At 71.4% G+C, this 23,413-nt stretch carries 24 protein-coding genes; 14 read left to right on the top strand and 10 right to left on the bottom strand.

All coding sequences use genetic code 11. The features are described 5' to 3' along the window. Positions 1–101 precede the first annotated feature (101 nt). Complete coding sequence (locus A6F73_RS07370; RefSeq protein WP_063347043.1) at positions 102–908, top strand: nucleotidyltransferase domain-containing protein; 807 nt, start codon at positions 102–104, stop codon at positions 906–908. Between the two features lie 18 nt (positions 909–926). Here the strand turns inward: A6F73_RS07370 and A6F73_RS07365 are convergent, their stop codons facing one another. Together A6F73_RS07365 and A6F73_RS07360 are read right to left on the bottom strand one after the other, a co-directional pair. Continuing rightward, the gene (locus tag A6F73_RS07365; RefSeq protein ID WP_063347042.1) at positions 927–1,718 is read right to left on the bottom strand and encodes an AAC(3) family N-acetyltransferase; all 792 of its coding nucleotides are present in this window, start codon (positions 1,716–1,718) and stop codon (positions 927–929) included. 226 nt (positions 1,719–1,944) lie between these two features. Beyond that, positions 1,945–2,514, bottom strand: coding sequence for a helix-turn-helix domain-containing protein (locus A6F73_RS07360; RefSeq protein WP_063347041.1), 570 nt, complete (start codon positions 2,512–2,514; stop codon positions 1,945–1,947). A gap of 83 nt (positions 2,515–2,597) precedes the next feature. Here A6F73_RS07360 and def point away from each other — a divergent pair, with 83 nt between their 5' ends. The 3 genes from def to A6F73_RS07345 all read left to right on the top strand — a co-directional run bounded on the left by def (position 2,598) and on the right by A6F73_RS07345 (position 6,168). Beyond that, positions 2,598–3,203, top strand: a complete 606-nt coding sequence (gene def / locus A6F73_RS07355; protein ID WP_208869059.1) for a peptide deformylase — start codon at positions 2,598–2,600, stop codon at positions 3,201–3,203. 240 nt (positions 3,204–3,443) lie between these two features. After that, complete coding sequence (locus A6F73_RS07350) at positions 3,444–3,698, top strand: hypothetical protein (protein WP_063347039.1); 255 nt, start codon at positions 3,444–3,446, stop codon at positions 3,696–3,698. Between the two features lie 28 nt (positions 3,699–3,726). Further along, positions 3,727–6,168, top strand: a complete 2,442-nt coding sequence (locus A6F73_RS07345; RefSeq protein ID WP_063347038.1) for an SAM-dependent methyltransferase — start codon at positions 3,727–3,729, stop codon at positions 6,166–6,168. A 94-nt stretch (positions 6,169–6,262) separates the two neighbouring features. On the opposite strand, the gene A6F73_RS07340 is transcribed toward A6F73_RS07345, so the two are convergent. Next, positions 6,263–7,327 (bottom strand): aldo/keto reductase, encoded by a 1,065-nt coding sequence (locus A6F73_RS07340; protein WP_063347037.1) that lies wholly within the window; start codon positions 7,325–7,327, stop codon positions 6,263–6,265. Positions 7,328–7,444: 117 nt separating this feature from the next. On the opposite strand from A6F73_RS07340, the gene A6F73_RS07335 reads away from it, so the two are divergent. Then, the gene (locus A6F73_RS07335; protein ID WP_063347036.1) at positions 7,445–8,278 is read left to right on the top strand and encodes a helix-turn-helix transcriptional regulator; all 834 of its coding nucleotides are present in this window, start codon (positions 7,445–7,447) and stop codon (positions 8,276–8,278) included. 129 nt (positions 8,279–8,407) lie between these two features. Here A6F73_RS07335 and A6F73_RS07330 read toward each other — a convergent pair whose 3' ends face one another. Next, complete coding sequence (locus A6F73_RS07330) at positions 8,408–9,217, bottom strand: class I SAM-dependent methyltransferase (protein ID WP_063347035.1); 810 nt, start codon at positions 9,215–9,217, stop codon at positions 8,408–8,410. A gap of 65 nt (positions 9,218–9,282) precedes the next feature. Here A6F73_RS07330 and A6F73_RS07325 point away from each other — a divergent pair, with 65 nt between their 5' ends. Together A6F73_RS07325 and A6F73_RS07320 are read left to right on the top strand one after the other, a co-directional pair. Next, positions 9,283–9,681 carry a hypothetical protein gene (locus A6F73_RS07325; RefSeq protein WP_159398392.1) on the top strand — a complete coding sequence of 133 codons (399 nt, stop codon included), beginning with the start codon at positions 9,283–9,285 and terminating at the stop codon, positions 9,679–9,681. Positions 9,682–9,916: 235 nt separating this feature from the next. Continuing rightward, a complete protein-coding gene (locus A6F73_RS07320) occupies positions 9,917–11,620 on the top strand; it encodes a HEAT repeat domain-containing protein (RefSeq protein ID WP_159398391.1) in 1,704 nt (567 codons plus the stop codon). Between the two features lie 115 nt (positions 11,621–11,735). Here A6F73_RS07320 and A6F73_RS07315 read toward each other — a convergent pair whose 3' ends face one another. The 3 genes from A6F73_RS07315 to A6F73_RS07305 are packed head-to-tail and all read right to left on the bottom strand — an operon-like array spanning position 11,736 to position 13,090. After that, positions 11,736–11,969, bottom strand: coding sequence for a DUF397 domain-containing protein (locus A6F73_RS07315; protein WP_063347032.1), 234 nt, complete (start codon positions 11,967–11,969; stop codon positions 11,736–11,738). Between the two features lie 60 nt (positions 11,970–12,029). Beyond that, entirely contained in the window at positions 12,030–12,215 is a 186-nt protein-coding gene (locus A6F73_RS07310; protein ID WP_079135497.1) for a DUF397 domain-containing protein, read from the bottom strand. Positions 12,216–12,217: 2 nt separating this feature from the next. Continuing rightward, on the bottom strand, positions 12,218–13,090 hold the full coding sequence (locus tag A6F73_RS07305; protein WP_063351008.1) for a helix-turn-helix transcriptional regulator: 873 nt from the start codon (positions 13,088–13,090) through the stop codon (positions 12,218–12,220). Between the two features lie 130 nt (positions 13,091–13,220). Between A6F73_RS07305 and A6F73_RS07300 the strand changes: the two genes are divergently transcribed. Next, on the top strand, positions 13,221–13,682 hold the full coding sequence (locus tag A6F73_RS07300) for an ATP-binding protein (protein WP_063347030.1): 462 nt from the start codon (positions 13,221–13,223) through the stop codon (positions 13,680–13,682). A 205-nt stretch (positions 13,683–13,887) separates the two neighbouring features. Here A6F73_RS07300 and A6F73_RS07295 read toward each other — a convergent pair whose 3' ends face one another. Further along, entirely contained in the window at positions 13,888–14,175 is a 288-nt protein-coding gene (locus tag A6F73_RS07295; protein ID WP_063347029.1) for a hypothetical protein, read from the bottom strand. 170 nt (positions 14,176–14,345) lie between these two features. Between A6F73_RS07295 and A6F73_RS07290 the strand changes: the two genes are divergently transcribed. The 6 genes from A6F73_RS07290 (at position 14,346) to A6F73_RS07265 (ending at position 19,597) form a co-directional block, all read left to right on the top strand. Continuing rightward, the gene (locus A6F73_RS07290) at positions 14,346–14,678 is read left to right on the top strand and encodes a PadR family transcriptional regulator (protein ID WP_244293322.1); all 333 of its coding nucleotides are present in this window, start codon (positions 14,346–14,348) and stop codon (positions 14,676–14,678) included. Further along, positions 14,675–15,094, top strand: coding sequence for a hypothetical protein (locus A6F73_RS07285; RefSeq protein ID WP_063347027.1), 420 nt, complete (start codon positions 14,675–14,677; stop codon positions 15,092–15,094). Before A6F73_RS07290 ends, A6F73_RS07285 begins: the two co-directional genes overlap by 4 nt. A 140-nt stretch (positions 15,095–15,234) precedes the next feature. After that, positions 15,235–16,440, top strand: coding sequence for an RNA-guided endonuclease TnpB family protein (locus tag A6F73_RS07280; RefSeq protein WP_063351007.1), 1,206 nt, complete (start codon positions 15,235–15,237; stop codon positions 16,438–16,440). A gap of 68 nt (positions 16,441–16,508) precedes the next feature. After that, a complete protein-coding gene (locus tag A6F73_RS07275; RefSeq protein ID WP_159398390.1) occupies positions 16,509–17,150 on the top strand; it encodes a hypothetical protein in 642 nt (213 codons plus the stop codon). A 355-nt stretch (positions 17,151–17,505) separates the two neighbouring features. Continuing rightward, a complete protein-coding gene (locus A6F73_RS07270) occupies positions 17,506–18,135 on the top strand; it encodes a hypothetical protein (RefSeq protein ID WP_063347025.1) in 630 nt (209 codons plus the stop codon). Between the two features lie 19 nt (positions 18,136–18,154). Beyond that, positions 18,155–19,597 carry a hypothetical protein gene (locus A6F73_RS07265; RefSeq protein ID WP_063347024.1) on the top strand — a complete coding sequence of 481 codons (1,443 nt, stop codon included), beginning with the start codon at positions 18,155–18,157 and terminating at the stop codon, positions 19,595–19,597. 81 nt (positions 19,598–19,678) lie between these two features. Here the strand turns inward: A6F73_RS07265 and A6F73_RS07260 are convergent, their stop codons facing one another. Next, a complete protein-coding gene (locus A6F73_RS07260) occupies positions 19,679–20,320 on the bottom strand; it encodes an alpha/beta hydrolase (protein WP_079135496.1) in 642 nt (213 codons plus the stop codon). Positions 20,321–20,432: 112 nt separating this feature from the next. Beyond that, complete coding sequence (locus A6F73_RS07255; protein ID WP_244293593.1) at positions 20,433–23,093, bottom strand: DUF11 domain-containing protein; 2,661 nt, start codon at positions 23,091–23,093, stop codon at positions 20,433–20,435. Between the last annotated feature and the right edge of the window lie 320 nt (positions 23,094–23,413).

The raw sequence follows: 23,413 nt of genomic DNA, 5'->3' as shown, positions 1-23,413 counted from the left end.
CCTGGAATGATGCCCGGGAATCGCCGGGGAGTTGACGATCGGCCACGCCCGGCGTCCGAAATCGGCTCGCTCGGGGGTGCGCGAACCGGCAGAGTACGCCCATGACTACCGCGGGACTGGACGACGACGGCTTCATCGCACGGGAGGGCTCGTTGGGCCGGGTGCCCGAGGCGTTCGCACCCGTGGTCGCCGCCGCCCGGACGCTGATCGCCGAGGTCTTCGACCTCCCCCGGCTGCACAGCGCCTACCTCTACGGCAGCATCCCGCGCGGCACCGCGATCCCCGAGGTCTCCGATCTCGATCTCCTGCTCGCCCTGAGGCAGGAGCCCTCCGCCGCCGACCGGGCTGACGCCGATGCGCTCGAATCCCGGCTCGATGCTTCCTTCCCGCAGGTCAACGGTGTCGGAATCCTCCTGTTCAGCGCGGACACGCTGCTGAGCGAGCTCGAACGTCACGATCTGGGCTGGTTCGTGGCCTGCCTGTGCACGCCTTTGCTCGGTGACGACCTCGCCGCCGGACTGCCGCGCTACCGCCCCACCTCCACGCTCGCCCGCGAGACCAACGGCGATCTCGCCCTGGCCCTCCCGCGCTGGCGCGAGCGGGCGGGCTCGGCCGGTACGCCCGCCGAGCGCCGGGCGCTCAGTCGCGCGGTCGCCCGCCGGATCGTGCGGACGGGCTTCACCCTGGTGATGCCGCGGTGGGGTGGCTGGACCAGCGATCTCACCGAGTCCGCCGGGGCGTTCGCCCGCTACTACCCGGAGCGCGCCGAGCAGATGCGTCTGGCGGCGACCGTGGCCCGTACGCCGACGGCGGACCCGACCGTCCTCAAGGTGCTCACCGAGGACCTCGGGCCGTGGCTGGCGGCCGAGTACACCGCCGTCCACGGGGAGAAGACGCCCCGGACCTGACGTCGGACACGTCCTGTCCTACGCCCGGTGCTCGGGCAGCCAGTGCTGCGCGTAGGCGACGGCGTCGCGGAGGCGGAAGAGGCGGGTGGTGGCGGCGCCGACCGTGGCGTGGCGGACGGCCTTCGGGTGGTCGGCCTCGAAGGCGGTGCCGAGTTCGGCGAAGTCGTCGGCGCTGATGGCCCGGTCGCGGACGGTGAGCCATTGCCGGCCCTCGGGGGTGAGGGTGGCGAAGGAGACGTCCTCGCTCGGGCCCGGGACGCGGTACTCGGCGAGGTGGAAGCAGGTGCAGGAGCCGAAGTCGGCGCCCAGCAGCAGGACCTGGGCGTCGCGGTCCTCCAGCCGGGCGAGCGGGCTGGACTCGCCGAGCAGGCAGTCGAGGGCGTGTCCGTCGGTGGTCTCGGCGGCGCCCGGGCCGAGGGCGGCGAAGGAGGTCTGCGGGTGGGCGCTGCGCCGGGCGCCGGGCCAGATCCGGACGGTCTCGGGGATGGCGCCCATCCCCAGGGTGGGGCTCACGTGCGGGTCGTACGCGGGCCAGGACGCTCGGATGTCGGGCCACCAGGCCTCCGGGACCGGCGGGTTGGACCAGCCGGCGGGGTCGGAGTTGTCCCCGGTGTGGGTGGGGACGGCGAGGGTGCCGGTCGGCCCGAGGGCGTCGAGCAGGGCCTGGACGACGGTGACCGGCCCGCCGGAGACCCAGCCGAGGGAGCGCAGCGAGGAGTGCACGAGCAGCGTGCCGCCGGGTTCGACCCCGGCGGCACGCAGGTCGGCGGCGAGGGACTGGCGGGTGCAGAGGGGGCTGTTGACGCGCATCAGGCCAGCTTGCGGGTCGGCGGGCCGGGTGCGCCAGCGGGTTTATCTCCCCCGCCTGGACACCGCCCGCGTGCCGTCTCTGACGCGGCGCCAAATTGGTCTCGACCATTTGGTCTTGACCATTGCTTGGGTTCGGGAGCGGAGGAGGATCACCGCGAAGCGCCGGGCGGCGGACTCTGGCGCTCCTCCGTGCCCGCCAGTGCCCGCCAGTGCCCGCCAGTGCCCGTCAGTGCTCGTCCGGGAGGAGCGGGAAGAGGCGGGCCACGGCGGCGACCGGGCGGGCGCCGGCAGGACGGTCGGCCGGGTCGGCCTCGCGGTCGCGGTAGCGGGCCAGCACCTGGCGCACGGCCTCGCCGACGGCGGCCAGTTCGGCGGGGGTCAGGTAGAGGACGGCGCTGAACGCCTCGTCCTGCCGCCAGTCGGCCGGCGCCGTATCGCGGTGGGCGAGCCAGCGCCGGTAGCTCTCGTCCTCCAGGCCGCGCGCGAGTTCCCCGAACTCGTCGACTGCGGCGGTCTGGTGGGGCTGGTGCGGCTGCTGCGGGAGCCGCCAGGGGCGGGCGCGGCCGTCGGTGGCGGGGGCCTCCTCGATGAGGCCGTGGCGGGCCAGCTGCCGTAGGTGGAAGGAGCACAGGCCGGAGCTGTACCCGGTGGCGGCGGCGGCCTCGGTGGAGGTGAGGGCGGCCTTCTCGGCGAGGAGGCCGAGGATCGCGGTGCGTACGGGGTGCTGGGGGAGGGGGCCGGTGGCGGGCGCGGTGAGGCCTTTGGCTTCCTCGGCGGCTTTGGCATCTTCGGTCACTTTGCAAAGTCTGCTACTTTGCAAAGTCGATGACAAGCCGTCATCCTTGCCGTCGTGTCGACGGTGTCGACGAGGGAGCGCCGATGTCCGAACCGCGTGAACGCCCGACCGTCCTGCGGATCACCGAGGTGGGGGAGGACATCCTCCGCCGCACCTGCCGCCCGGCGACCGGGGAGGACTACGGCAGCGAGCGGCTGGCCCGTCTCATCGAGGACATGTTCGCCACCATGCAGGTCGCCGACGGCTGCGGGCTCGCGGCCAACCAGGTGGACGTGGACCTGAGCCTCTTCGTCTACGACTGCCGCGACGACCAGGGCGTCCGGCATGTCGGCCACGTGCTCAACCCGGTCGTCGAGCCCCGCGAGCCCGGCCGCCGGCTGATCGAGGACACCGAAGGCTGCCTCTCCGTCCCCGGCGCCAGCACCGAACTCGCCCGCCCGGCCGAGGTGGTGGTGCACGGCTTCGACCAGTACGGCGCCGCCGTCACCATCGAGGGGGCCGGCTACTTCGCCCGCTGCCTCCAGCACGAGACCGACCACCTGAACGGGCAGCTGTACATCGACCGGCTGTCCGGCCGGGACCGCAAGCGCGTCCTGCGCCAGACCGCCGACCGCCGGGAGGACGTCTTCGCCCAGCGGGCCCGGCGGGCCCAGCGCGCCGCCCGCGCCGCCCGGGCGTCGGCCCGCTGACCGTGCCTGACCAGGACGTCGGGTGCGGGCCGGTCCGAGGGGGGCGGCGCACCCGGACAGCTGGGGACTGTCGGCATTCGGCGTCGACGTGTCGGGTGAGATGGCCGCGTTCCTCTGCGGCCCCCATCCCGACCGGCCGCAGCCGCACCCGCGGGGCTGTCGGCGCGAACTGGTGTTCAGTAGCATGAACACGCGAACGCCCGTGGCTCCGAAGGGACGAGTGACTGTCGAGTGCCTACCGTGACCGCAAGCAGCCTGGCCTTCGGCTTCGACGTCGTCGACATCGACGTGGACGCCGATCTCGCGCTGGACGCCGACACCGCCGCGGACCGGCCCTTCCGCCAGGTCGGCCGGACGGACTTCGACCTGGCCAGCCCGATCCTGACGGAGCCCACGCCGCAGATCACCCAGATGGACTTCGAGGTGGACGCCCCGGGCCTGATGGACCCGCCGCCGCAGGTCGTCCAGCTGGACTTCGCCGTCGATGTCGCCTGACGCCGCCGACACCGACTGACGCCGTCCGATGGACCCGAACCGCCCGTACGGCCGCCCCTTCGACCGCTTCCCGACCCGCCGCGAGCACGAGGACCGCTGGGCGGAGCTGGCCCGGGCCATTGCCGCCGCCCCCGGGCCGCGTCGCCCCGAGCGGGACGGCGAGACGGCCGAACCGGCCATGCCCAAGGGTGAGTTGACCGTGCTCGGCTCCGGCATCGAGGCGGCCGGGTTCACCCGCGCCGACGAGCGGCTGCTCCGCGAGGCGGACCACGTCTTCCACTGCGTCGCCGACCCGGTGACGGTGGTGCGGATCAAGGCCTGGCGGCCCGACTCCTACGACCTCGGCGTCCTCTACGACGACGCCAAGGACCGCTATCTGACGTACGTGCAGATGTCCGAGGCGATCCTGCACTTCGTCCGGGCCGGGCGGCGGGTGGCGGCGGTCTTCTACGGCCACCCGGGCGTGTTCGTCCTCTCCAGCCACCGCGCCGTCCGGATCGCCCGCCGCGAGGGTCACGCGGCCGTGATGCGTCCGGGGATCAGCGCGCTGGACGTCCTGTGCGCCGACCTCGGCGTGGACCCGAGCAGCCCCGGCATGCAGACCTTCGAGGCCTCGGACCTGCTGATCCGCGGCCGGCGGATCGACCCGGGCCTGCACCTGGTGCTCTGGCAGGTCGGGCTGGTCGGCGAACTCGGCTACCAGCGCACCGGGTTCTTCAACCACCGGCTGCCCGTCCTGGTCGACCGGCTGGAGGAGGTCTACGGCCCGGACCACCCCGTGGTCAACTACATCGGCGCCCGCTACCGGGGCACCGCCCCCGTCACCGACCGGCACACCGTCGCCGGGCTCCGGGACCGGGCCGTGCAGCGGACCGTCACCAGCGCCTCCACCTGGTACCTCCCCCCGGCCGTCGCCGCCCCGGCCGATCCGCGGATGCTCGAACGGCTGGGCCTGATCCGACCCGGCCAGACCGTGCGGCCGCCCACCGGCCCGGTCCGGAACATCGACGAGTACGGGCCGCGCGAACTCGCCGCCCTCGACGGCTTCACGGACTTCCACGTCCCCGGCGGCTACCACTGGCAGGAGGACACGCCCGCCGCCCGCTTCGTCCTCGCCCTGGGGGAGGACGGCGCCCTGCGCGAACGCTTCGTCCGGGAGCCCGAGGCGGCGGTGGCGTCCTGGGCGCCGCCGGACCTCGCCGACGCCGAACGCGCCCTGCTGGCCCGCCGTGAGGACGCGGCCATGCAGGCCGCCGCCAAGGGCCGCTACCGGCGGCCGACCCCGGAGGCGGCGCGGCGGCTGCGCACCCTGCTCACCCGCAAGTCCGAGGCGCGCGCGCTGCTCCGATCGGTGCGCGACGGCGGGCCCGGGGGCGGCGGGCTCGCGGGCGGGGGGAGCAGCATCCGGCGCGACCTGGACACCGTCCTCGCCGAGGCCCTGTACCCGTGGACGGGCCTGTACGGCACGCCGGACGGCGACCTCGACGTCTACGTCCTGGGCCGCGCCACCGACCCGCCCCGGCACCGGATCCACGTCAACGGTCGGCGGATCACCGCCCCGCGCCACGACCACGGCGTGCTGCGCTGGCGGGTCGAGGACGGCAACGACTGCGGCGGCGAACTGCGCACCGAGGTCGGCCGGGACGGGCGGCGCCGGCTGGTCGGCGCGGTGTGGCCCGCCGGGCGGGTGGCGGCGGCGGAGTTCTCGGTGCAACTCGCCGAGTACGCCCTGCCGGACGTGCCGCCGCTCGCCGACCTGGTCGGCGACTACCGGGCGGCGGACGAGGCCGGGCGCGAACTGGTCGTCTCCGTCGGGCCGGGCGAGGACGGCCCGGCGCTGCGGGTCCGCGTCACGGTCGACGGCGTGCCCACGGCGGCCGCCGTCGTGGTCGGCCCGGCGGGCTTCGAGGTGGACGGCGTCGCCGTCCCCTACGTCCAGGCCGTGGCGGCATCGACCGTGCCGCCGTATCTGTACGGCTGCTACCGGGTGCAGCTGCCGGGCGGCCGCGGCGCGGAGCTGAGGGTGGCCGAGGACGGCATCACCCTCGACGAACAGCCTCTCCTCCATGCGGAGTTCACCGGCAAGCGCCTCACCTGGCGCGACGGCCCCGCGCCGCTGCCGTCCGCCGAACTGACCCTGCTGCTGGACCCGATCACCCTGCACCCGATGCTCACCGGCACCGGCACCGGCACCGGCACCATGCCGACCACCGGCACCGGCACCGCCCCCGGCCGCGCGCCCGGCGGCCCACGGCTGCCGGTGGTCGGCATGGTGCCGGTCGCCGCCGAACAGGCCGAACGCCTGGCCGCCCGCCCGCAGTTCGGCCTCCCGGCCGGGCCGTGGGCGCACCTGACGGCGCTCGCCGCAGAGGCGAGCCACGGCGGCGGCCTGTTCTGGTGGCACGGCTGGGAGCAGTCCGCCACCGCCCTGCACACGGTGCGGCGCGCGCTCTGGGAGTCGGGCCTCTAGCCTCGCCGGCGAAGCCCTGCCCACGGACGTCCGAGCAGCCGCCGCGATCACCCCGAGGGCAGCGGTGGTGCTGCCCTCGGGGCTCGATCGGGTATCAGCGGCGGGTTTCGACCTTCAGGTCGCCGTGGGTCACCGTGCGCATCCTGTCGCTGGCGAGCAGGTCGTGCGGGAAGCCGAGTTCGATCGCGCTGGCCTCGTCGAGGCGGGCCAGTTGGGAGGCCGTGAAGTCGACCTCCAGGGCACCCAGATTGTCCTCCAGCTGCGCGAGAGTGCGGGCGCCGATGAGCGATGCCGTCACATCCGGGTTCTGCAGGGTCCAGGCCAGCCCGACCTGGGCGGTTGTGCGGCCCAGCTCCGCGGCGACCTCCTTCACGACATCAGCGATGTCCAGGTTGTGTTCGGTGAGCCCGCCGTTGGCGATATTGAAATTTTTACGGGTGCCGTCGTCGACCGCGGTGTTCGTCGTGGTCAGGTCGTCGCGGCTGTACTTGCCGGTGAGCACCCCGCCGGCAAGTGGTGAGTACGGCACCACGCCCAACCCCATCTCGCGTGCCATCGGGATCAGGTCACGTTCCCCGGTACGCTCGATCAGGTTGTATTCGATCTGCAGGGCGACCAGCGGCGACCAGCCGCGCAGGTCGGCGATCGCCTGCATGCGCGACACCTGCCAGGCCGGGGCGTTGGAGATCGCCACGTACAAGACCTTGCCCTGCCGGACCAGATCGTCCATGCCACGCAGGATCTCCTCGACCGGTGTCGTGAAATCCCACACGTGCAGGTAGAGCAGATCGATGTAGTCCGTATTCAGCTGTCGCAGACTGGCTTCCACCGACGCGAACAGGCTCTTGCGGTGAGGGCCCCCGGAATTCGGGTCGCCGGGCCGGCGCAGCGTGGTGTATTTCGTTGCCAGCACCAGGCTTTCGCGGTTGTCGCGGGTGAATTCACCCAGCAGGCGCTCGGAGCTGCCATTGGTGTAGGTGTTGGCGGTGTCGACGAAGTTGCCGCCGCGCTCGACGTAGAGGTCGAACAGCTTACGCGCCTCGTCCTGCTCGGCACCCCAGCCCCACTCGGTGCCGAAGGTCGCCGCGCCCAGCGCCAGCGGTGAGACCCGCAGCCCGGAGCGGCCCAGCAGCCGGTAGGTGTCGAGGGTGAGCGACATCGTGTCCTCCTGTGCTTGTCATCCGTTGTCGAGAACAAGTCTGTGACCGCCGCGAGTCGGGGATAAGGGAAAGAAGTTCCTGGGAACACCAGTCCTACCCTGGCTGTTGGATCGAACATGATGACCCGCACCGTGGACACGGCAAAGGAGTTGGCCGCGTTCCTGCGGACCCGGCGCGAGCGCCTCGACCCGAAGGACTTCGGCCTGCCGTCGCGTCAGCAGGCCCGGCGGACCCCGGGGCTGCGTCGTGAAGAGGTCGCCGAACTGGCCGGGGTCAGCATCGACTACATCGCGCGGCTGGAACAGGCCCGGGGACTGCGGCCCTCGGCGAACGTGGTGGAGGCGTTGGCCCGGGCGCTGCGCCTGGCCCCCGACGAACGCGCCTACCTCTTCAACCTGGCCCAGCAGCGCCCCCGCAACGCCGACAAGCCCGCCACCACCGCAGCACCCCCGCTGGCCCGGCTGGTCGCCGACCTGTCGCCGCTGCCGGCCGTGCTGATGAACCACCGCTACGACATCCTGGCCTGGAACGGCGAAATGGCGAGGCTGCTGCTGGATTTCGACACCCTGCCGCCGTCGCAACGCAATGCCATGTGGCTGTGCCTGGTACACCCGGAAATACGCGAGTTCTATGTCGACCGCGAGCGCGTCGTGCGGGAGGGAATCGCCCACCTGCGCGCAGCGTGGGCCGCGCACCCGGAGGACCGGGCGTTGACCGACCTCATCACCGAATGCACCACCCGTAACGAGGAATTCGCGCGATTGTGGGCCGAGGGAGACGTGAAGGTCAACGGCCGCGGACACAAGGTGATGCGGCATCCGGACGCAGGTGTGATCGCCGTGAACTTCGAAGTACTCATGCCACTCCAAGATCCGGACCAGCGGTTGATGATCTGCCGCGCCGCGGACGATGAGAGCCAGTCGGCATTGAACCGGTTGTGCTCACGGTGACGTAGAACCCTCATTCCGGCGTGCCTCGGAGTCCATCGGTGAGATCCGGGCCGAAAGCATGCCGGGTGCCCGGACGGCGCGGTGTCCATGACTGCTACACGTTCGCGGCCAGAACTTTCGAAATAGGTCCTAGCCCCGCGCCTCTGGCCCCGGGCCGGGATCCAGTCGCCGGACGCGCAGCACGGCGGTCAGCATCGGGAGTGTGAACTCGCCTTGGGCGGTCTCCGGTCGGTCTGCGAGGAACGCGCGGATCCGGCCGAGTCTGGCCTCCCGCTCCTGCTCCGGCATGACGAGCATGCCCGCGCGGGTCGCGAGGGTCGCGACGAGGGCGTCGGCGGTGCGCAGTTGCCCGTGCGGGAACTGCTCCTGCTCCGGCGAGCCGAACCGGGCGGCCGCGCCGGTCTTCGGAAGGTGCATGCCGGTCGTCTCGGCGCGCCAGCCGGCGGGCGTGTCACGCGGGCCGATGGCCTCGCCCCCGCTGACCTGTGCGAGCCCGTCGACCCAGGCGACCTGGTCGTCCATCACGTTCCACAGGCCGGCCAGGACGCCGCCGGGGGCGAGGACCCGGGCGATCTCGGGCCCCGCGACGGCCATGTCGAACCAGTGCATGGCGTTGCCGGCGACCACGGCGTCGACGGAGGCGTCCGGCAGCGGAACCGTCTCCGCGCTCCCTGACAGGGCACGGACCTCCGGCAGCGAACGGCGCAGCTCGGCCAGCATCGCCGGGTCGGGTTCGACCGCGATGACCTCGGTACCCAGCGCGGCCAGCACGCCGGTCAGCTTGCCGGTTCCGGCGCCGAGGTCGAGCACGCGTGGGCCGGGAGCGGGTTCGAGCGCCCAACGCACCGCGTCCTGCGCGTAGTCCGGGCGGTGCTCGGCGTACGCGGCCGCCGCCGCGCCGAACGACGAGGCGTGGAGTGAGCGTTGATCTCGATCCATGCGGTCATGCTAGCCGCGCCGCGCCGTCCGGGCACTCCGCCGGCGGCGATGCGACCCTGGCCGCCATGGGCGCGGACCGACGCGTGCTGGCCGGTGTCGACCTCGACGGCGCCATCACGCCACCGGTTCCCGCGACCGGCATCGGCGGCCGCCCGGTCCTGCTGATCGCGGCCGCGGACCCGAGCGGCCCGGACATCGTGCCGTCCTGGACCAGCAGTTGGCCGAACCTGGACGGATGGAAGCGGTGGCTCACCGTCGCCGGCGCCGACCACTACACCTTCACCGACCTGGACTACCTGGTCAACGAGAGCGGCGTGCTGCCCATCCCGAACGCTCCCCGGTCGATCGCGATCACCACCAGCTATGTCGGCGCCTTCTTCGAACGCCAACTCAAGGGAACCTGCGAGCCGTTGCTCAACGGCCCCAGCCGGGACTTCCCCGAGGTGGCCTTCACCCGCCCCTGACCGGCACGGACGGCAGAAAGGGCCCCGGCGCCACGGAGGCGGCTCGCCCGCATCAAGGCGCGAGGAACGCCGACTCCCTGCGGAGCTTCGCCCAGCGGTTGAGCGCGCGGACGCAGCAGGCCCGGGGCCGTCATCTCGAAGGACGGCGCCGCCGGCTAGAGACCGTCTTCAGAGGTCAGGTCCCGCCCCCTGCCCCGCCCCCCAGAGGTCAGTGGCGACGGGCAGAATGTTCGTCATGTTCGACGGACTCCACGACATCGACTGGTCGCAGATGCATCACGCCTACGGCACCGCGGAGGAGGTGCCCGGGCTGCTGCACGCGCTCGCCTCCTCCGACGAGGAGGAGCGCAGGAACGCGCTCGACAGGTTCTACGGCGCCGTCCACCATCAGGGCGATGTCTACCAGTGCACGGCCGCAAGCGTGCCGTTCCTCTTCGAGCTGGCCGGCGACGCCGCCGCGCCCGTACGGGCGGCGGTGGTCGAACTGCTGGTCGGCATCGGCAGCGCGGCGCTCGCGTACGGCGCGACCGAGGAGAACAGCTGGGACTTCTCCGGCCACTACAAGGCCGCGGCGCTGATGCGGGAGCAGGCCGAGGCGTTCATCGGGTTCGCCGCGGATTCCGACCGGCTGGTGCGGCAGGCGGCGATACCCGCGCTCGGGCTGTTGGTCGACGATGCGGAACGCGCTGCCGCGGTGCTGCGGGAACGGCTTCCCGCAGCACCGGGGGTGGTCGAACGGCTGCTGCTGGTCGAGGCGATGGCCGAGCTGGCTCTGCCCCGGCCGGACATGCTGGCGTCCGCATCGGCCTGGCTCACCTCCCTCGCCGACGACACCGCGCTCGATCCGACCACCCGGCTGGCAGCCCTGATCCAGCACGCCCGGTGCACACCGGACTTCCACGCCCAGGAGGCGACCCGCACCGCGATCGCCCTGCTGCGTGAACAGACGGCCCCGACCGGCGACTGGTGGCTCACCCCCACCCCGGCGACACCGGCACCCACGATCGAGCCGGGCAGCGCACCGGTCGAGGTCATCGCCGCGTTCGAGGACCTCGACCGGCACGCAACGGTCCACTCACCGGTCACCGGGCTGCTGCGCACCTTCCACGAGGTTCTGGGCGCGCGGGTGCCCGAGCGCACGATGCTGCTGGCGGAACAGTTGCGCAGCGCCGATCCCGGTACCCGGCTGGACGCCCTGCGGATGGGCTCGGAGATCATCAAGTCCCGGAGCGGTGACCATAGCCCGCTCGTCGCGCTGATCGGCGCCCAACTCGCGGACCCGTACCCCGAGGTCGTCGCCGAGGCCGCCTCCGCCCTCGGCACCTGCCATCCGGTCCCCGAGCCGGCCCGCCCGGTACTGGTCGCCTTCGTCGCCGCCCAGCACGCGCAGTACGGACCACAGGCGTGGGCCTCCCCGCAGCGCCATCTGCGCCGGGCCCATCAGGAGGCCGTCCTCGCGTTGGCACGTCTTGGTGACGAGCGGGCGCTGCCGAGTCTGCTGGTGGCGCTGGACGGCGGGGTCGACGCCTGGCGGGCGGTCCAGGCTGCGAAGTGGCTTCCGGGTGCGGCAGGGCAGTTGGTGCCCAGTCTGGTCGAGCGGCTGCTCGGCTTCGACCTGGACCAGCAGTGGATCGAAACGGAGGTGAACTCGACGCTGCAGGCGCTGGGGCACCTCGGGGGCACGGCAGCGCTCGGGGCGGTCGAGGAGGTACTCGATCGGGCAGTGCGGGCGGAGAAGTGGGGGATCGTCTGCTCGGCACTGGCGGCGTTGCGGCAGTTCGGCCCGGCGGCGGCACCCGCACTGCCGGTGATCCGTGAGCTGGCCGCACTCGGCGCGGCCGTGAACTCCAATGTGGCGCCCGCTGCGGTCGCCGCACTCCGGGCAATTGAGGGCGATGCACAGGAGGGTGCTGCCACTGCTTCCGGGCCTACTGGATGACGCCGACTCGTTCCGGGCCTACGAGGCCGCGGACGTCCTCCCGCGCGGCCTCTCCTGTTCGTCGGCCCGGTCGGCGGCGGGTCCGCCGGGCCCGAGCGGTGCGCCCTGGCGGCTCTCAGGCGGCCGTCGGGGCGAAGTCGACGAAGGCCTGCCAGGCGGCGGGGGAGAAGGTGAGTTGGGGGCCGTCCTTGTCCTTGGAGTCACGGACGTGGACGGCGGCGGTCGTCTCGGCGACCTCGACGCAGGCGGCGCCCTCGTTGCTGCTGTAGCTGCTCTTGCGCCACGCGACCTCGACGCAGTTGGCGCCTTCGTTACCGCTACGGCTGCTCTTGAACCAGGCGAGTCCCATGCCTTCTGACGGTACGCCAACAGCCCACCGCTGCCTAGCGGTGGGCTGTTGGGGGACTGCTCAGACCTCGGCGGTCGCGGCGAAGCCGACGAACGCCTTCCACGAGGCCGGCTCGAACGCCAGCTGCGGACCGCTCTTGTCCTTCGAGTCACGCACGTGGACGACGCCAGGGGTCTCGGCGACCTCTACGCACTCGGCGCCCTCGTTGGTGCTGTAGCTGCTCTTGAACCACGCCAGCTCGGCCATGCTCACCGCTCTCCCAGGATCATCTCGATCAAGGCCAAGGACTCCCTCATGTCGAGCGCCTGCGCCCTGAGGGTGCCGTACCGTGCGGCCATCTTACGGACTTCCTCCGGGTCCGTGATCAGCCTATTGACGTGCTGGATCTCCACGTACGCGATCTGAGGGCGCCCGGGCGGGGTGAGCAGCGTGAACGGCCCTCCCATGCCCGCGTTCTGAACCCTGTCGAGGGGCATGACCTGGAGTTCGAGGCCGCGGATCTCGGCCACCTTGAGCAGGTGGCGCAGCTGCTCCTGGTGGGTGTCCCAGCCGCCGAGGGGGCGCCTCAGCAGGCTCTCGTCCAGCACCCAGCTCATGACCGGCAAGGGCCACTTGGTCAGGATCTCCTGGCGCGCCAACCTGGCGGCCACCCACTGGTCGATCTGCTCCACCGAGAGCCACGGTCGGCGCATCTCGTAGAGCGCCCTGGCGTGGGCCTCGGTCTGAAGGAGGCCAGGGATCGCGAACAGGCTGTAGCTGTTGATCTCGATGGCCCGCCCCTCCTCGTACGTGAAGGCTTTGGAGAACGCAGGGTGCCGCGTGCTGATCCGGATCTTCGCCTTCATCACGTCGTCGGCGACGATCCTCAACGCGCCACCTGCGTTGAGGATTTCCTCCGCCCTCGTCAGGATCTCGATTCTCGGCGTCCGCTTGCCGCGCTCGACCGCTCCCAGCTGGTCCTCGCTGTACCCGAGCTTTTCGGCCAGCTCGCGCTGGGTCAGCCCGGCCCGCTCCCGGAAGAGCCTGATCAACTTGCCCACCGCCGCATAGAACTCCGCGACCCCGTCGGAGTTCTCCGCCGTCTCGCCGTCATCGAAGACCGTGCGCTCGACGCCACCCACGACAATCACCCACCCTTTCGACCGATTGATCTGGGCCGGCCGACAGGCCAACCCTCCGCATCCGCACAGGCACTCTCAGTGCTCGCCGAATCCGTGGTCAGCGTACGTCCGGGGCGCCACGATTTTTTCCATGACGACCGACATCCCGCTCGACAGCCCCCGCCGTCACACCATCACCCTTGCCGCCACCCCCAAGGGCGCCGCCATCTGCCGGCGCATCGCCAGGCGTCAACTGACCACCTGGGGGCTGAACTTGTCCCACACCGAGCCGTACTACTCGGCTCTCCTGATCGTCGCGGAGCTCGCCGCTAACGCGACTACCCATGGCCGCGTTCCGGGGCGCGGCTTCGAGCTTCACCTCTGTCTCACCACCACCGTGCGCCGGGGCACTACCCTGCGCATCGAGATCTCGGACTGCCGGGGCGACCGCTTCCCCGCCCTGCCCGCCGTCCTCGCCCCCAACTCCCAGTCCGGGCGCGGCCTCACACTCATCGACGCCCTCGCCGACCGCTGGGGCGCCATCCCCCGCCACCCCAACGCCAAGACCGTCTGGGCCGAGCTCGACCTCCCCATCGCCCTCGATGCGTCCTGACGTGACCCCGGGCGCCGCGACCGCCTACACCCTCCTCCCGTTCGCCCTCCTCCTCGCACTCCTCGCCTGGATCTACCCCCTCACCGCCCAGCACCCGCCCGTCCATCACCCCCACCCGAGTCCGACCTCAACCCCAACCCCTGTTCGCTGACTGCGGCATGGGAAGTCGGCCCCACCGACTTCCCGCGCCGAACCCGTCCCGGACTCACCTCCCCGGCAGCCGCCCCTGGCGCGAATACACCGGCGGAGTGCCGTCCGTGAGGACGGGCTCCTCGTAGCACTCGACGCGCAGGTCGCCGCGCAGGTCTTCGAGTTCGTAGAGCGCCTCCTCCAGGAAGGCGTCGGCCCAGGCCTCGATCGACATCGTCGTCAGCGCGTGGTTCGAGACCTGGGAGAGCGGTCCGCGATCCATCGGCTCCCACTCCGGCGTGGTGTCCGAACGGAACATCAGCCGCCACCAGTACGGCTGCCAGTACGGCTTCTTCCGCTGCAACGAGACCAGCTCCCGGGGTCCTTGAGGCGAGGCGGTCGTGCCCCGACATCCGTGAAATGACGGCTTCCGGAGCCGAACGGTTGCTCTGGCATCCGCCCGCGCCAGATGCATGGGCCCATAGACGGTATATGCCTATGAACGGTATATGTATCCGCATGACATTACGCTCCATGCAGGAGCCCACATTGCTTCTGCTCACCGCACTGGCCGACGCGCCTCGGCACGGCTACGCCCTGATCCAAGAGGTTGCCGCGCTCTCGGACGGCCGGGTCAAAATGCGCACCAGCACGCTCTACAGCGCGTTGGACCGCCTGCTCCAGCAGGGGCTGATCGAGGTCGAGCGCGACGAGGTGATCGACGGCCGCGCCCGCCGGACGTACGCACTCGCCGACGCAGGGCGGGACACCCTCGCCGCCGAGGCCGACCGGCTGCGCGCGGTAGTGGCCGAGGCCGACCGGCGTCTGCGCACCACCCGTCCGACGGCCAGGGGGGCCCTCGCGTGAACACCGCCGCCACCGCCACCACCGCCACCACCGGCACCGCCTTGCGAGGACTGCGACTGGTCCTGCGGGCCTACCCCGCCGCCTACCGGGCCGAGCGCGGCGAGGAGATCACCGCGGTCCACGCCGACTCCACCGCAGGCGCCGGCCGACAGGCCGTCATCCGCGAGACCGTCGGCGTCGCCGCGTACGGCCTGCGGGTGCGCACCGGCATCACCGCGAGCAGCACCGCCGGACGCCTGCTCGCCACCACCGCCCCGCTGGCCGCCGCCATGGCGCTCGGTCAGCAGCTGACCGCCCTCGTGTTCCTCCCGGAGAAGTGGCGGCAGGCCACGGCCAACCACTCCTACGCGTTGCAGCACCCCGGAACCGCTTTCGTCGACTGGCACTCCCCGCTGATCGCCCAGACCGTCACCTGATTTCTCCCAGGAGGCTCCGGCCTTCAGGCCGGGGAGGAATGGGTCCTCGGCCCGGAGCCGTGAAGCGGCGGAGTTCTCTGCACATCTGTTCTGACCTGCGCTTTCTGCTGTTGTCGGTGGGGGCTGTTAGGTTGCGGCTCATGATGACGACAGCGACGGCCGGTGAGGCCGGGTACGCCCGGTACGCCTACCGGCTCCGTGTGTCGGCCACCGCCCTCGCACTGCTCGAAGCGGAGTGGGGGAAGTGCCGCTGGGTGTGGAACGAATCCGTGGCGATGTCCCGCAAGGTCCACAAGCACAACAAGGCGACCGCCGCGGAGAAGACCACGTGCGGCCCCGCACAGCTCGACAGGATGCTGACCGGGGCGCGGCAGTCGATGAGCTGGCTGCGCGAGGGCGCGTCCGTTCCGCAGCAGCAGACCATCCGCGACTTCGCCAGGTCCCGCGCCAAGGCGCTCAAGGACGTCAAGGCGAAGCTGCCGGTCAAGCAGCGCGCCGGGATGCCCCGGCACAAGAGACTCAAGGACTCCCGGCCGTCGCTGAACTACACGCAGCGCGGGTTCCGGCTCAAGGAGGGCCGGCTGCACCTCGCGGGCGGCATCGTGCTGACGGTGGTGTGGTCGCGTGACCTGCCGTGTGTCCCGTCGAGTGTGCGCGTGTACCAGGACGCGGTCGGGCACTGGTACGCCTCGTTCGTCGTGGCCGCCGAGGTCCGGCCGCTGCCGCAGACCGGTGCGGTCATCGGGATCGACTGGGGCGTGAGGGAGACCGCCACCACCACGTCCGACGCGCATGACCTCCCGCACGCGGAGCACGGCAGGACGGCCGCCCAGCGTCTGGCGAAGTACCAGCGGCAGATGGCGCGCCGCCGGGCCCCGAAGGGGAAGGCGCAGACGAAGGGCTACCGCGAGGCCCGGCGGCAGGCCGCGAAGGTCTCCAGGAAGGTGGCCCGGCAGCGGCAGGACACCGGCCGCAAGTGGGCCAAGCAGGTCGTCCGCGACCACGACGCGATAGCCGTCGAGGACTTCCGGCCGAAGTTCCTCGCCAGGACCACCATGGCCGGGAAGGCCGCCGACGCCGCGATCGGGGCGACCAAGCGCGCCCTGATCGAGATGGGCCGCAAGCACGGCAGGTCCGTGCACCTGGTCGACCCCGCGCACACCACCATGGACTGCGCGCACTGCGGTGCGAGAGCCAAGCACCGTCTTCCGCTTTCCGAGAGAACGTATACGTGCACCGCGTGCGGAGTCTCCTCTCCCAGGGACAAGAACTCCGCCCGGGTGATGCTCGTCCGGGCTGGTCTCGACCCGGCTAGTGCTGATCTTGTAAGCCCTGCCCGTCGCTGACGGCCAGGCGAAGTGAGCTAGGAATCCCCGTCCTTTAGGGCAGGGAGGATGTCAATCAGGTGCTCTGGTTGCTGGTCGTGGTAGCCCTGCTGTTCCGCCGGTGGACCACCGTCCGGACCCTGGCCGCCCTGGCCGGAGTGGCCGCCATCGCCCAGTGCTTCGTCCAGCAGCATGCGATGTGGACCGTGGTGCCGGGCTTTCCGCCGGACTACACCCTCCTGATTATGTCGTCCGGCGCGAACGTGTTGTGGTCCCTGCTGCTCTTCGCCGCCCCCGGCGACCTGCTGGAGAGCACGATCGCCCGCCGACCGCGCGCCGCCGTCCCGCCCGCCCTGGTGCTGGTCGCGAGCCTCCTGCTGTCCAACCTGGGCCGCCTCAGCGCACTTCTTCACGAGAGCGCCCTCCCCGTACTTCCCCAGCCCGTGCTGACGTTGATGGGGGCCTGCATCCCGCTGGCCCTGCTCTCGCTCGCATCCCTCCGCTGGGGCCGGCTGCTGCCGGCCGCGACCGCACTGGCCGTCCTCCCGCCGGTCCTCAGTCTCGGCCTCGCCGGCAACGCGTTCTTCACCTGGTACGACAACCAGCTCGGCAATCTCGGCCTGCTCTGCCAGTACCTCCTCACCGTCACCCTGATCGCCCTGACGACAGCAGCCGCCATCCGCTACCTGAAGCCCGCCCCGGGAGCCCCGAGCCGCCTCGGCGCGGCGTAACCCACCGCCGCACTCTCTCGACGCTCCCGACTCTCCCGGCGAACGCCGCGCACGACCTCCCCGGTCGGCGCGGCGTTCCGCTTCGCGGACGTTCCCGGCGGTGCCGCGTCGCGCAATGGGCCTCTTAGGCCATGTGGGTGACGGTGGATCAGGCCGTTCCGGTTACGGGTGGGACGTGTGTTCGGGTGGGCAATTCGGTCCAGGTGGGACGTAAGGCGGATCGGTTCGCGCCAGCGGCCGCGCGCCGTGGGTGGCGGTGGGGTCGGTGGTCCCGACGGGCCGTCGATCATGGCGGGCGGTCCTGCCGCGTCGTGCGGTGGGCCGCATCCGTGTCCCGCCTGTGAGGAGCGTCCCTGTGCCCGACGCCACGATCGACCTGCCGATCAGCTTCCAAGTCCCGGAGGCGTTCACCGACCTCGACTTCTCCGTGTCGGCGGAGGTGAACACCAACCGGCTGATCGAGCGGCTGAACATGGTCGACCCGAAGCCGTCGGAAGAGGAGATAGCGGCAGCCGTCCTGACCCAGCAGACGATGTACGAGCTGCTGTCCGCCGCCGGCGCCGTCTACGCGGGCACGCTGCTGTACGGGCCGACGAAGGAGAAGCCCGAGGAGAAGCTGGCCTCGGCGATCCTGACCGTCACCGCCCGCCCCAGCGAACTGTCCAACGAGCAGACCGTCCACCGCCTGGCCCGCACCATGGGCGCCATCTACCCGGACGCCGAGGTCGGCGTCGTCCGGCTCGAAGCCGGCCCCGCGGTGCTGCTCACCGAGGAGCGCAAGGTCGAGCGCCCGGTCAACCTGCTCGGCGACGGCGGCGGGCCGACCGTGGTCCGTCAGCTGCACGTGTTCGTGCCGATCCCCGGCCGCCTGGCGATGGCCGACTTCGCCATCGCCACGGAGAACCTCCCCGAGTGGGACTCCTGCGTGGAGATCCTCGCCGAGGTCTGCCGCACGATCACCTTCGACACCGCCGCCGCGGCCTGACCGGGAAAAGGGGACACCCATGAAGATCGAGTACGGGCTCAGCGTCGGCCTGCCGACCCTGGGCTTCGACGCGGGCAGGGACAAGATCGTCTTCAATGTTCAGAGCGAACTGAACATGTACACCACCAACAGCAAAGACGCGATGAAGATCTGGAAGTGGGACCCGGCGGCGCTGCGCCCCGAGGACCACTACCGGATCGACCAGATCCTGCGCATGTACGTCTTCCAGCGCGACCAGGTCATCGACGCGCTGCGCCGCCTGGACTGGGAGCTCAGGGCCTACGCATCCTCCGGCCAGGAGGTCGCACAGGAGCTGCACGACTTCAAGAAGCTCCTGTCCGAGAAGATGGCCGAACTCCCCTCGGGCTTTCCCGACCAGTCGTCCCTGACAAGCGAGGAGCGGAAACGGTTCATCGCCGACCCCATGGCGTTCATCCGCGAGCGGAACGCCTACAGGGCGGACACCGGCTTTCCCGGCTTCGCGGGCGTCATCGCCTTCCAGCACCCCACCGTCGCCCGCTACCTTGGCGAGATCGAGTCCCTGGCCATGGGCGGATACAGCGGCGAGGGCGTGTACTTCCGGCTCACCGACAACGGTTACCCCCGGGAGTGGATCAAGGACGGGCGCCTGTACGACCTGATCGACATGGCGCTGGCCCTCCAGGCCGAACTCCAGTTGCAGTGCCTGCTCACCGACCGGGAGTTCACCCGGGTCATCCAGACCCGGGGTCAGGAGTTCGAGTACCTGAAGGCGGAGGCCGCCCGCAAGGCGGCGGCGGAGCAGGGCAGCAGCTTCTGGTCCACCTTCGGGGACATCCTCGGCATCGTGTCCGCCGTCGCCGGCGTCCTGGCCCTCATCCCGGTCCTCACGCCGATCGCGGGCCCGGTCGCCGCCGTCACCGCCATCGCCGCGCTCGGCGCCCACACCGTGGACGCCGCGATCAAGGGCGACTGGGACGCGGCCACGATCGTCGGCCTGGGCGCGGACGCGCTCGCCGCCCTGCCCGGTGTCGGCGCGGTCGCCAAGAGCCTCAAGGCGGGCAAGGCCATCGTCAAGACGATCGGCACCGGCGCCAAGGCCAGCTACAAGGCCAGTGTCGGTGTCCGCAGGGCCGGGCTCACCTTCCTCGCCGAGACCGGCGGCTCCGGAGCCTCCGACGCGACCAAGGTGTTCAACTACATCGGCACCAAGGGCGCCAAGGTCGTCGGTGCCTCCGAGAAGGCCGGGAAGCTCGCCGGAAAGGTCCTCCAGGGCTCGGTCAACCTCGCCACCCAGGTCCCGCTGGTCGTCGAGATGTCCACCGGTTCGGACATGTCCCAGGCGAAGGAGGGCGCGAGCGGCGCCGCGCTGACCGCCAACTACGGGCAGAGCATCGGCAGCTGGGGCATCGTCGGTGATGCGGCCAAGAAGACGGGCACCGTCTCCCTCGCAACGTTCTCCAAGATCATCGGCCGCCGCTGACCTGTGGGCTGCCGTTCGAGCCCGCCGCCCGCACCTTTCGGGCGGCGGGCCGGGGAGCCGGGGCCGGGCGGTGCCGTCTGCTCAGCCGATGTGGCGCTGGTCGAGCCAGGTGAGGGAGTGGTCGGCGAGTTCGGTCCAGCCGTGGTCGACGGTGAGGGAGTGGCCGCGGTCGTCGAAGCGGTGGTAGTCGGTGACGGCGGAGGACTTGCGGTACTGCTTGTGGGTGGAGCGGGTCAGCACGTCGGGCACGGTGTGGTCGAGCTTGCCGGACAGGAGGAGGAGCGGCCCGCGCTCCTGGTTGCCGGTGTCGACCTTGGCGGGGGAGTGGGGGGCGAAGTTGCTCAGGGCGAGCTGGAACAGCGGGCGGGCCGGGCTGGGGATGGTCCACTCGTCGAAGAGCTCGTCGGATTCCTGCTGGGGGACGGCGTTGGCGAACGCGTAGCGGAACTGCTCGGGGTTGAGCGAGACGGCGCGCTTGGTGTTGCCGGGGTTGCGCAGGAACGCGAAGGCCGACTTGGCCTGGGCCGGCCCGACGGCCTTGACGCCCTTGATCTGGCCGGGGCAGATCGCGACGGCGGCCCGGGCGAGGTTCTGGCCGAGGAGGTGCTGGGCGATGAAGCCGCCGACGGAGTGGCCGACGAGGACGGGCGGAGTGTCGAGGCCCCGCGGCGGTGCGCGAGGCGCTGGCGGCCGCCGTGGACGCCGTCCTCGGCTAGAAAGCAGGCAGAGTGCGCCACCAGTGGTGGCGCACTCTGCCCTCCCGGCCGCTACGCCCGGCGTATGTGTTGCGTGCGTTGCGTGCGTCGCCGGGGCCGGCCCGGGTGGTGGAGGGTGGTCACTCTCCGGAGCGGTCCTGGCGCAGGCGGGCCGAGGCGAAGGCGGCGATGAGCCAGCCGAGGCCCAGCAGCGCGCCGCCGCCGAGGCCGGCCATGGCCACCGGGGATCCGGCGTTCGCGAGCATCAGGGCGGGTGCCTGCGCGGCGGTGTCGCGCGGGGGAACGGGCGCGGGGTGGGTGCCGGCGGGGTGTTCGGCGGCCGACGTGTCACCGGGGGCGGTGCCGCCGGGGTGGTTGTCCCACTGGCCGGGGCCGGGGTGGCGGTCGCCCCAGCCGCCGTGGCCGCCGGAGTTGCTGCCGTCGCAGCCGCCGTGGTCCTGGTCCTCGCAGGGGGTGCAGGCCACGATGGTCACGGTGTTGCTGGTCGCCGTCACCCGGGTGCCGTCGGGGGTGGTGCCGGTGACGGTCGCGGTGTCGGTGATCCTCCCGGCCTGCACGTCGGCGTCGGCGGTGGAGTAGGTCGCGGTGCAGGTCGTGGACGCGCCCGGGGCCAGGGTGGTCACCGGGCAGGAGACGGCCGGGGTGCCCGGACCGGAGTCCGTCACGGCGAGCGAACTAAGCGCCACATCACCGGTGTTGGTGACGGTGAAGGTGTAGTGCAGGGCCTGGCCGACGGCGGAGAACGAGGTCTCCTGGGCGGCCTTGACGATCTTCAGGCCGGCGAAGGGCACGGTCACCTTGTTGCTGGTCGAGGTGACGGTCCGGCCTCCGGGGGCGGTCCCGGTCACCTGGGCGGTGTCGACGACCTTGCCCGCGGCGACATCGGCGTCGGTGGTGACGTAGGTCGCGGTGCACTTCTCCGAGACGCCCGGCGCGAGCGGGCCGGGCGGGCAGGTGACGGTCGGAGTGCCGGGGCCGTTGTCCACCACGCCGATGTTGGTCAGCGGCTGGGCGCCGGTGTTGGTGACCGTGTAGGTGTAGTGGATGGTCTGCCCGGCGGCGGTGTACTGCGCCTCGGCGGCCTTCTTCACCACGGTGATCGCGACCAGCGGGGTGTTCACCTTGTTGCTGGTCGTGGTGACGCTCTGGCCGCCCGTGTCGGTGCCGGTGACCTGGCCCTGGTCGGGCACGTTCTGGGCGGCTACGTCCGCCGCCGTCGTGACGTAGGTGGCCTGGCAGGTGGTGGACTGGCCGGGCGCGAGCTGGTTGGTTCCGCAGCCCGAGACGGTGACGCCGGGCGTCAGGTCGGTCACCGTCACGCCGGTCAGTGCGATCTGGCCGGTGTTGGTGACGGTGTACGTGTAGTTGAGCGTCTCGCCCGGGGCCTGGAAGTTCGGCTGGACGGCCGACTTCGTGATGGTCAGCGCCCGCAGCGGCACGACGACCTGGTTGCTGGTCGAGGTCACCGTCTGGGTGCCGACGGTGGCCGTCAGGTTCGCCGAGTCGGTGATCGTGCCCGCCGCAGCGTCCGCGGCCGTCGCGGTGTAGGTGGCGGTGCACTTCTCCGTGGCGCCGGCCGCGAGCGGGCCCGCCGGGCACATGACCGTCGGGGCGCCGGGGCCGGTGTCGGTGACCGCGATGTTCGTCAGCGGCACCGAGGCGTTGTTGGTGACGGCGTAGGTGTAGTGGATCGTCTGCCCGGTGACGAACGAGGCCTCCGCCGCGGACTTGTCGATCTCGGGGGTGGGGACGTTGACCAGCACGGTGGTGGTGCAGCCCGTCGCGGTCGCACAGGTGCCGCCGGCGATCGTCGGCGCGACGTTGTTGGTCAGCGCGAAGTTGCCGGTGTCCGGGCTGTTGACCGTGACCTGGTACTTCACGGTCACGGTGGACCCGGCGGCGGGCGGCGCCGTCAGCGTGCCCGACCAGGTCAGGGTGTTCCCCGTGACGGCGGCCGTTCCGGAGCTGGCCGTGACGGAGCCGGCCACCAGCGTGCCGTCCGTCAGCACGGCCGAGAGGTCGTCACTGAAACCCGCGAAGGTGGCCGGGTTGGTACCGGTGTTGGTGACGGTCTCGGTGTAGGTCAGGGTGTCGCCCTGGTCCACCGGGCCGGTCGGCGACACCGACTTCGCGACGGTGTAGGAGGTGCCGGCCGGAAGGTTGCAGTTCCCGCTGTCCTGGGTTGAGGAGGCGCCGTAGAAGGGGTGGCCCGTGTTGGCGACGACGGTGGTGGGGATCACCGCGGTCGAGGGACCGGCCGGGATCGAGTTCAGGGTCTCGATGGTGCCGTTCGCGCGGAAGACGTACACCTGGCCGCCGGACTGGGCCAGACCGTACGTGGAGCCCGGCACGTTGCCGATCTCGGTGATCGTGTTGTTCGGGTGGATGCGGAAGTAGTAGGTCGGGTTCTGGAAGAACGAATCGAACGCCGCCCCGAGGACGTCACCGTCGGGCAGGGTGACGAAGTCGCCCGAGGAGACGAGCGTGGCGGGGTAGGCGACGGGGAGCAGCGCGCTCACCCCGGTGGTCGGGTTGAGCGTCCAGATCAGGTTCGAGAAGAACGACGCGACCAGCAGGCTGCCGTCGGGCCGGGAGCTCAGCGCGTTGAAGTCGAATCCGTCGACCGCGGCCGGACCGGTGATCACCACCGAACTCGTCTCCGCACCCGTGGCCGGGTTGATCGTGTACAGCGTCGCCGGGCTCTCGTGCCAGGACACCCCGTACAGCGTCGTGCCGTCCGCACTCCACGCGATGTCCCCGTAATCCCGCACCAGCGGCACGTCGGACAACTGCGTACCGGTCGGGCTGTACGAGTACAGCTGGTCACCGCCGCCGCCGGTGTTCGCCCATACCGGGACCGGCGGACAGGTCAGCGCGCGGGGGCCTGACTTTCCGTCCGCGCCGTTCGCGCCGTTCGCGCCGTTCGCACGGTCCGTGCGGTCCGTGCGGTCCGCGCCGTCCGCGGGTGAGGCGGCGGCAGGTCTGACGGATGTCGTCTCCCGTGCAGGGAAGGCGTGTGTCGGGAAGGCTTGTGCCGAACCTCCTCCCCAACCCGCCGTCATGCCGATGACCGCCAGTCCGATCGCCGCGGCGAGCCTGC

Source organism: Streptomyces sp. MJM8645, from assembly GCF_001625365.1.
Classification (GTDB): Bacteria; Actinomycetota; Actinomycetes; order Streptomycetales; family Streptomycetaceae; genus Kitasatospora.
This window is presented reverse-complemented; position numbering and strand designations above follow the sequence as displayed.

Coding starts and splice junctions, on each gene's coding strand:
- A6F73_RS07370 (WP_063347043.1), top strand. CDS start 102: ATGACTACCGCGGGACTGGACGACGACGGCTTCATCGCACGGGAGGGC.
- A6F73_RS07365 (WP_063347042.1), bottom strand. CDS start 1,718: ATGCGCGTCAACAGCCCCCTCTGCACCCGCCAGTCCCTCGCCGCCGAC.
- def (WP_208869059.1), top strand. CDS start 2,598: ATGTCCGAACCGCGTGAACGCCCGACCGTCCTGCGGATCACCGAGGTG.
- A6F73_RS07345 (WP_063347038.1), top strand. CDS start 3,727: ATGGACCCGAACCGCCCGTACGGCCGCCCCTTCGACCGCTTCCCGACC.
- A6F73_RS07340 (WP_063347037.1), bottom strand. CDS start 7,327: ATGTCGCTCACCCTCGACACCTACCGGCTGCTGGGCCGCTCCGGGCTG.
- A6F73_RS07335 (WP_063347036.1), top strand. CDS start 7,445: ATGATGACCCGCACCGTGGACACGGCAAAGGAGTTGGCCGCGTTCCTG.
- A6F73_RS07330 (WP_063347035.1), bottom strand. CDS start 9,217: ATGGATCGAGATCAACGCTCACTCCACGCCTCGTCGTTCGGCGCGGCG.
- A6F73_RS07325 (WP_159398392.1), top strand. CDS start 9,283: ATGGGCGCGGACCGACGCGTGCTGGCCGGTGTCGACCTCGACGGCGCC.
- A6F73_RS07320 (WP_159398391.1), top strand. CDS start 9,917: ATGTTCGACGGACTCCACGACATCGACTGGTCGCAGATGCATCACGCC.
- A6F73_RS07315 (WP_063347032.1), bottom strand. CDS start 11,969: ATGGGACTCGCCTGGTTCAAGAGCAGCCGTAGCGGTAACGAAGGCGCC.
- A6F73_RS07310 (WP_079135497.1), bottom strand. CDS start 12,215: ATGGCCGAGCTGGCGTGGTTCAAGAGCAGCTACAGCACCAACGAGGGC.
- A6F73_RS07300 (WP_063347030.1), top strand. CDS start 13,221: ATGACGACCGACATCCCGCTCGACAGCCCCCGCCGTCACACCATCACC.
- A6F73_RS07290 (WP_244293322.1), top strand. CDS start 14,346: ATGCAGGAGCCCACATTGCTTCTGCTCACCGCACTGGCCGACGCGCCT.
- A6F73_RS07280 (WP_063351007.1), top strand. CDS start 15,235: ATGATGACGACAGCGACGGCCGGTGAGGCCGGGTACGCCCGGTACGCC.
- A6F73_RS07265 (WP_063347024.1), top strand. CDS start 18,155: ATGAAGATCGAGTACGGGCTCAGCGTCGGCCTGCCGACCCTGGGCTTC.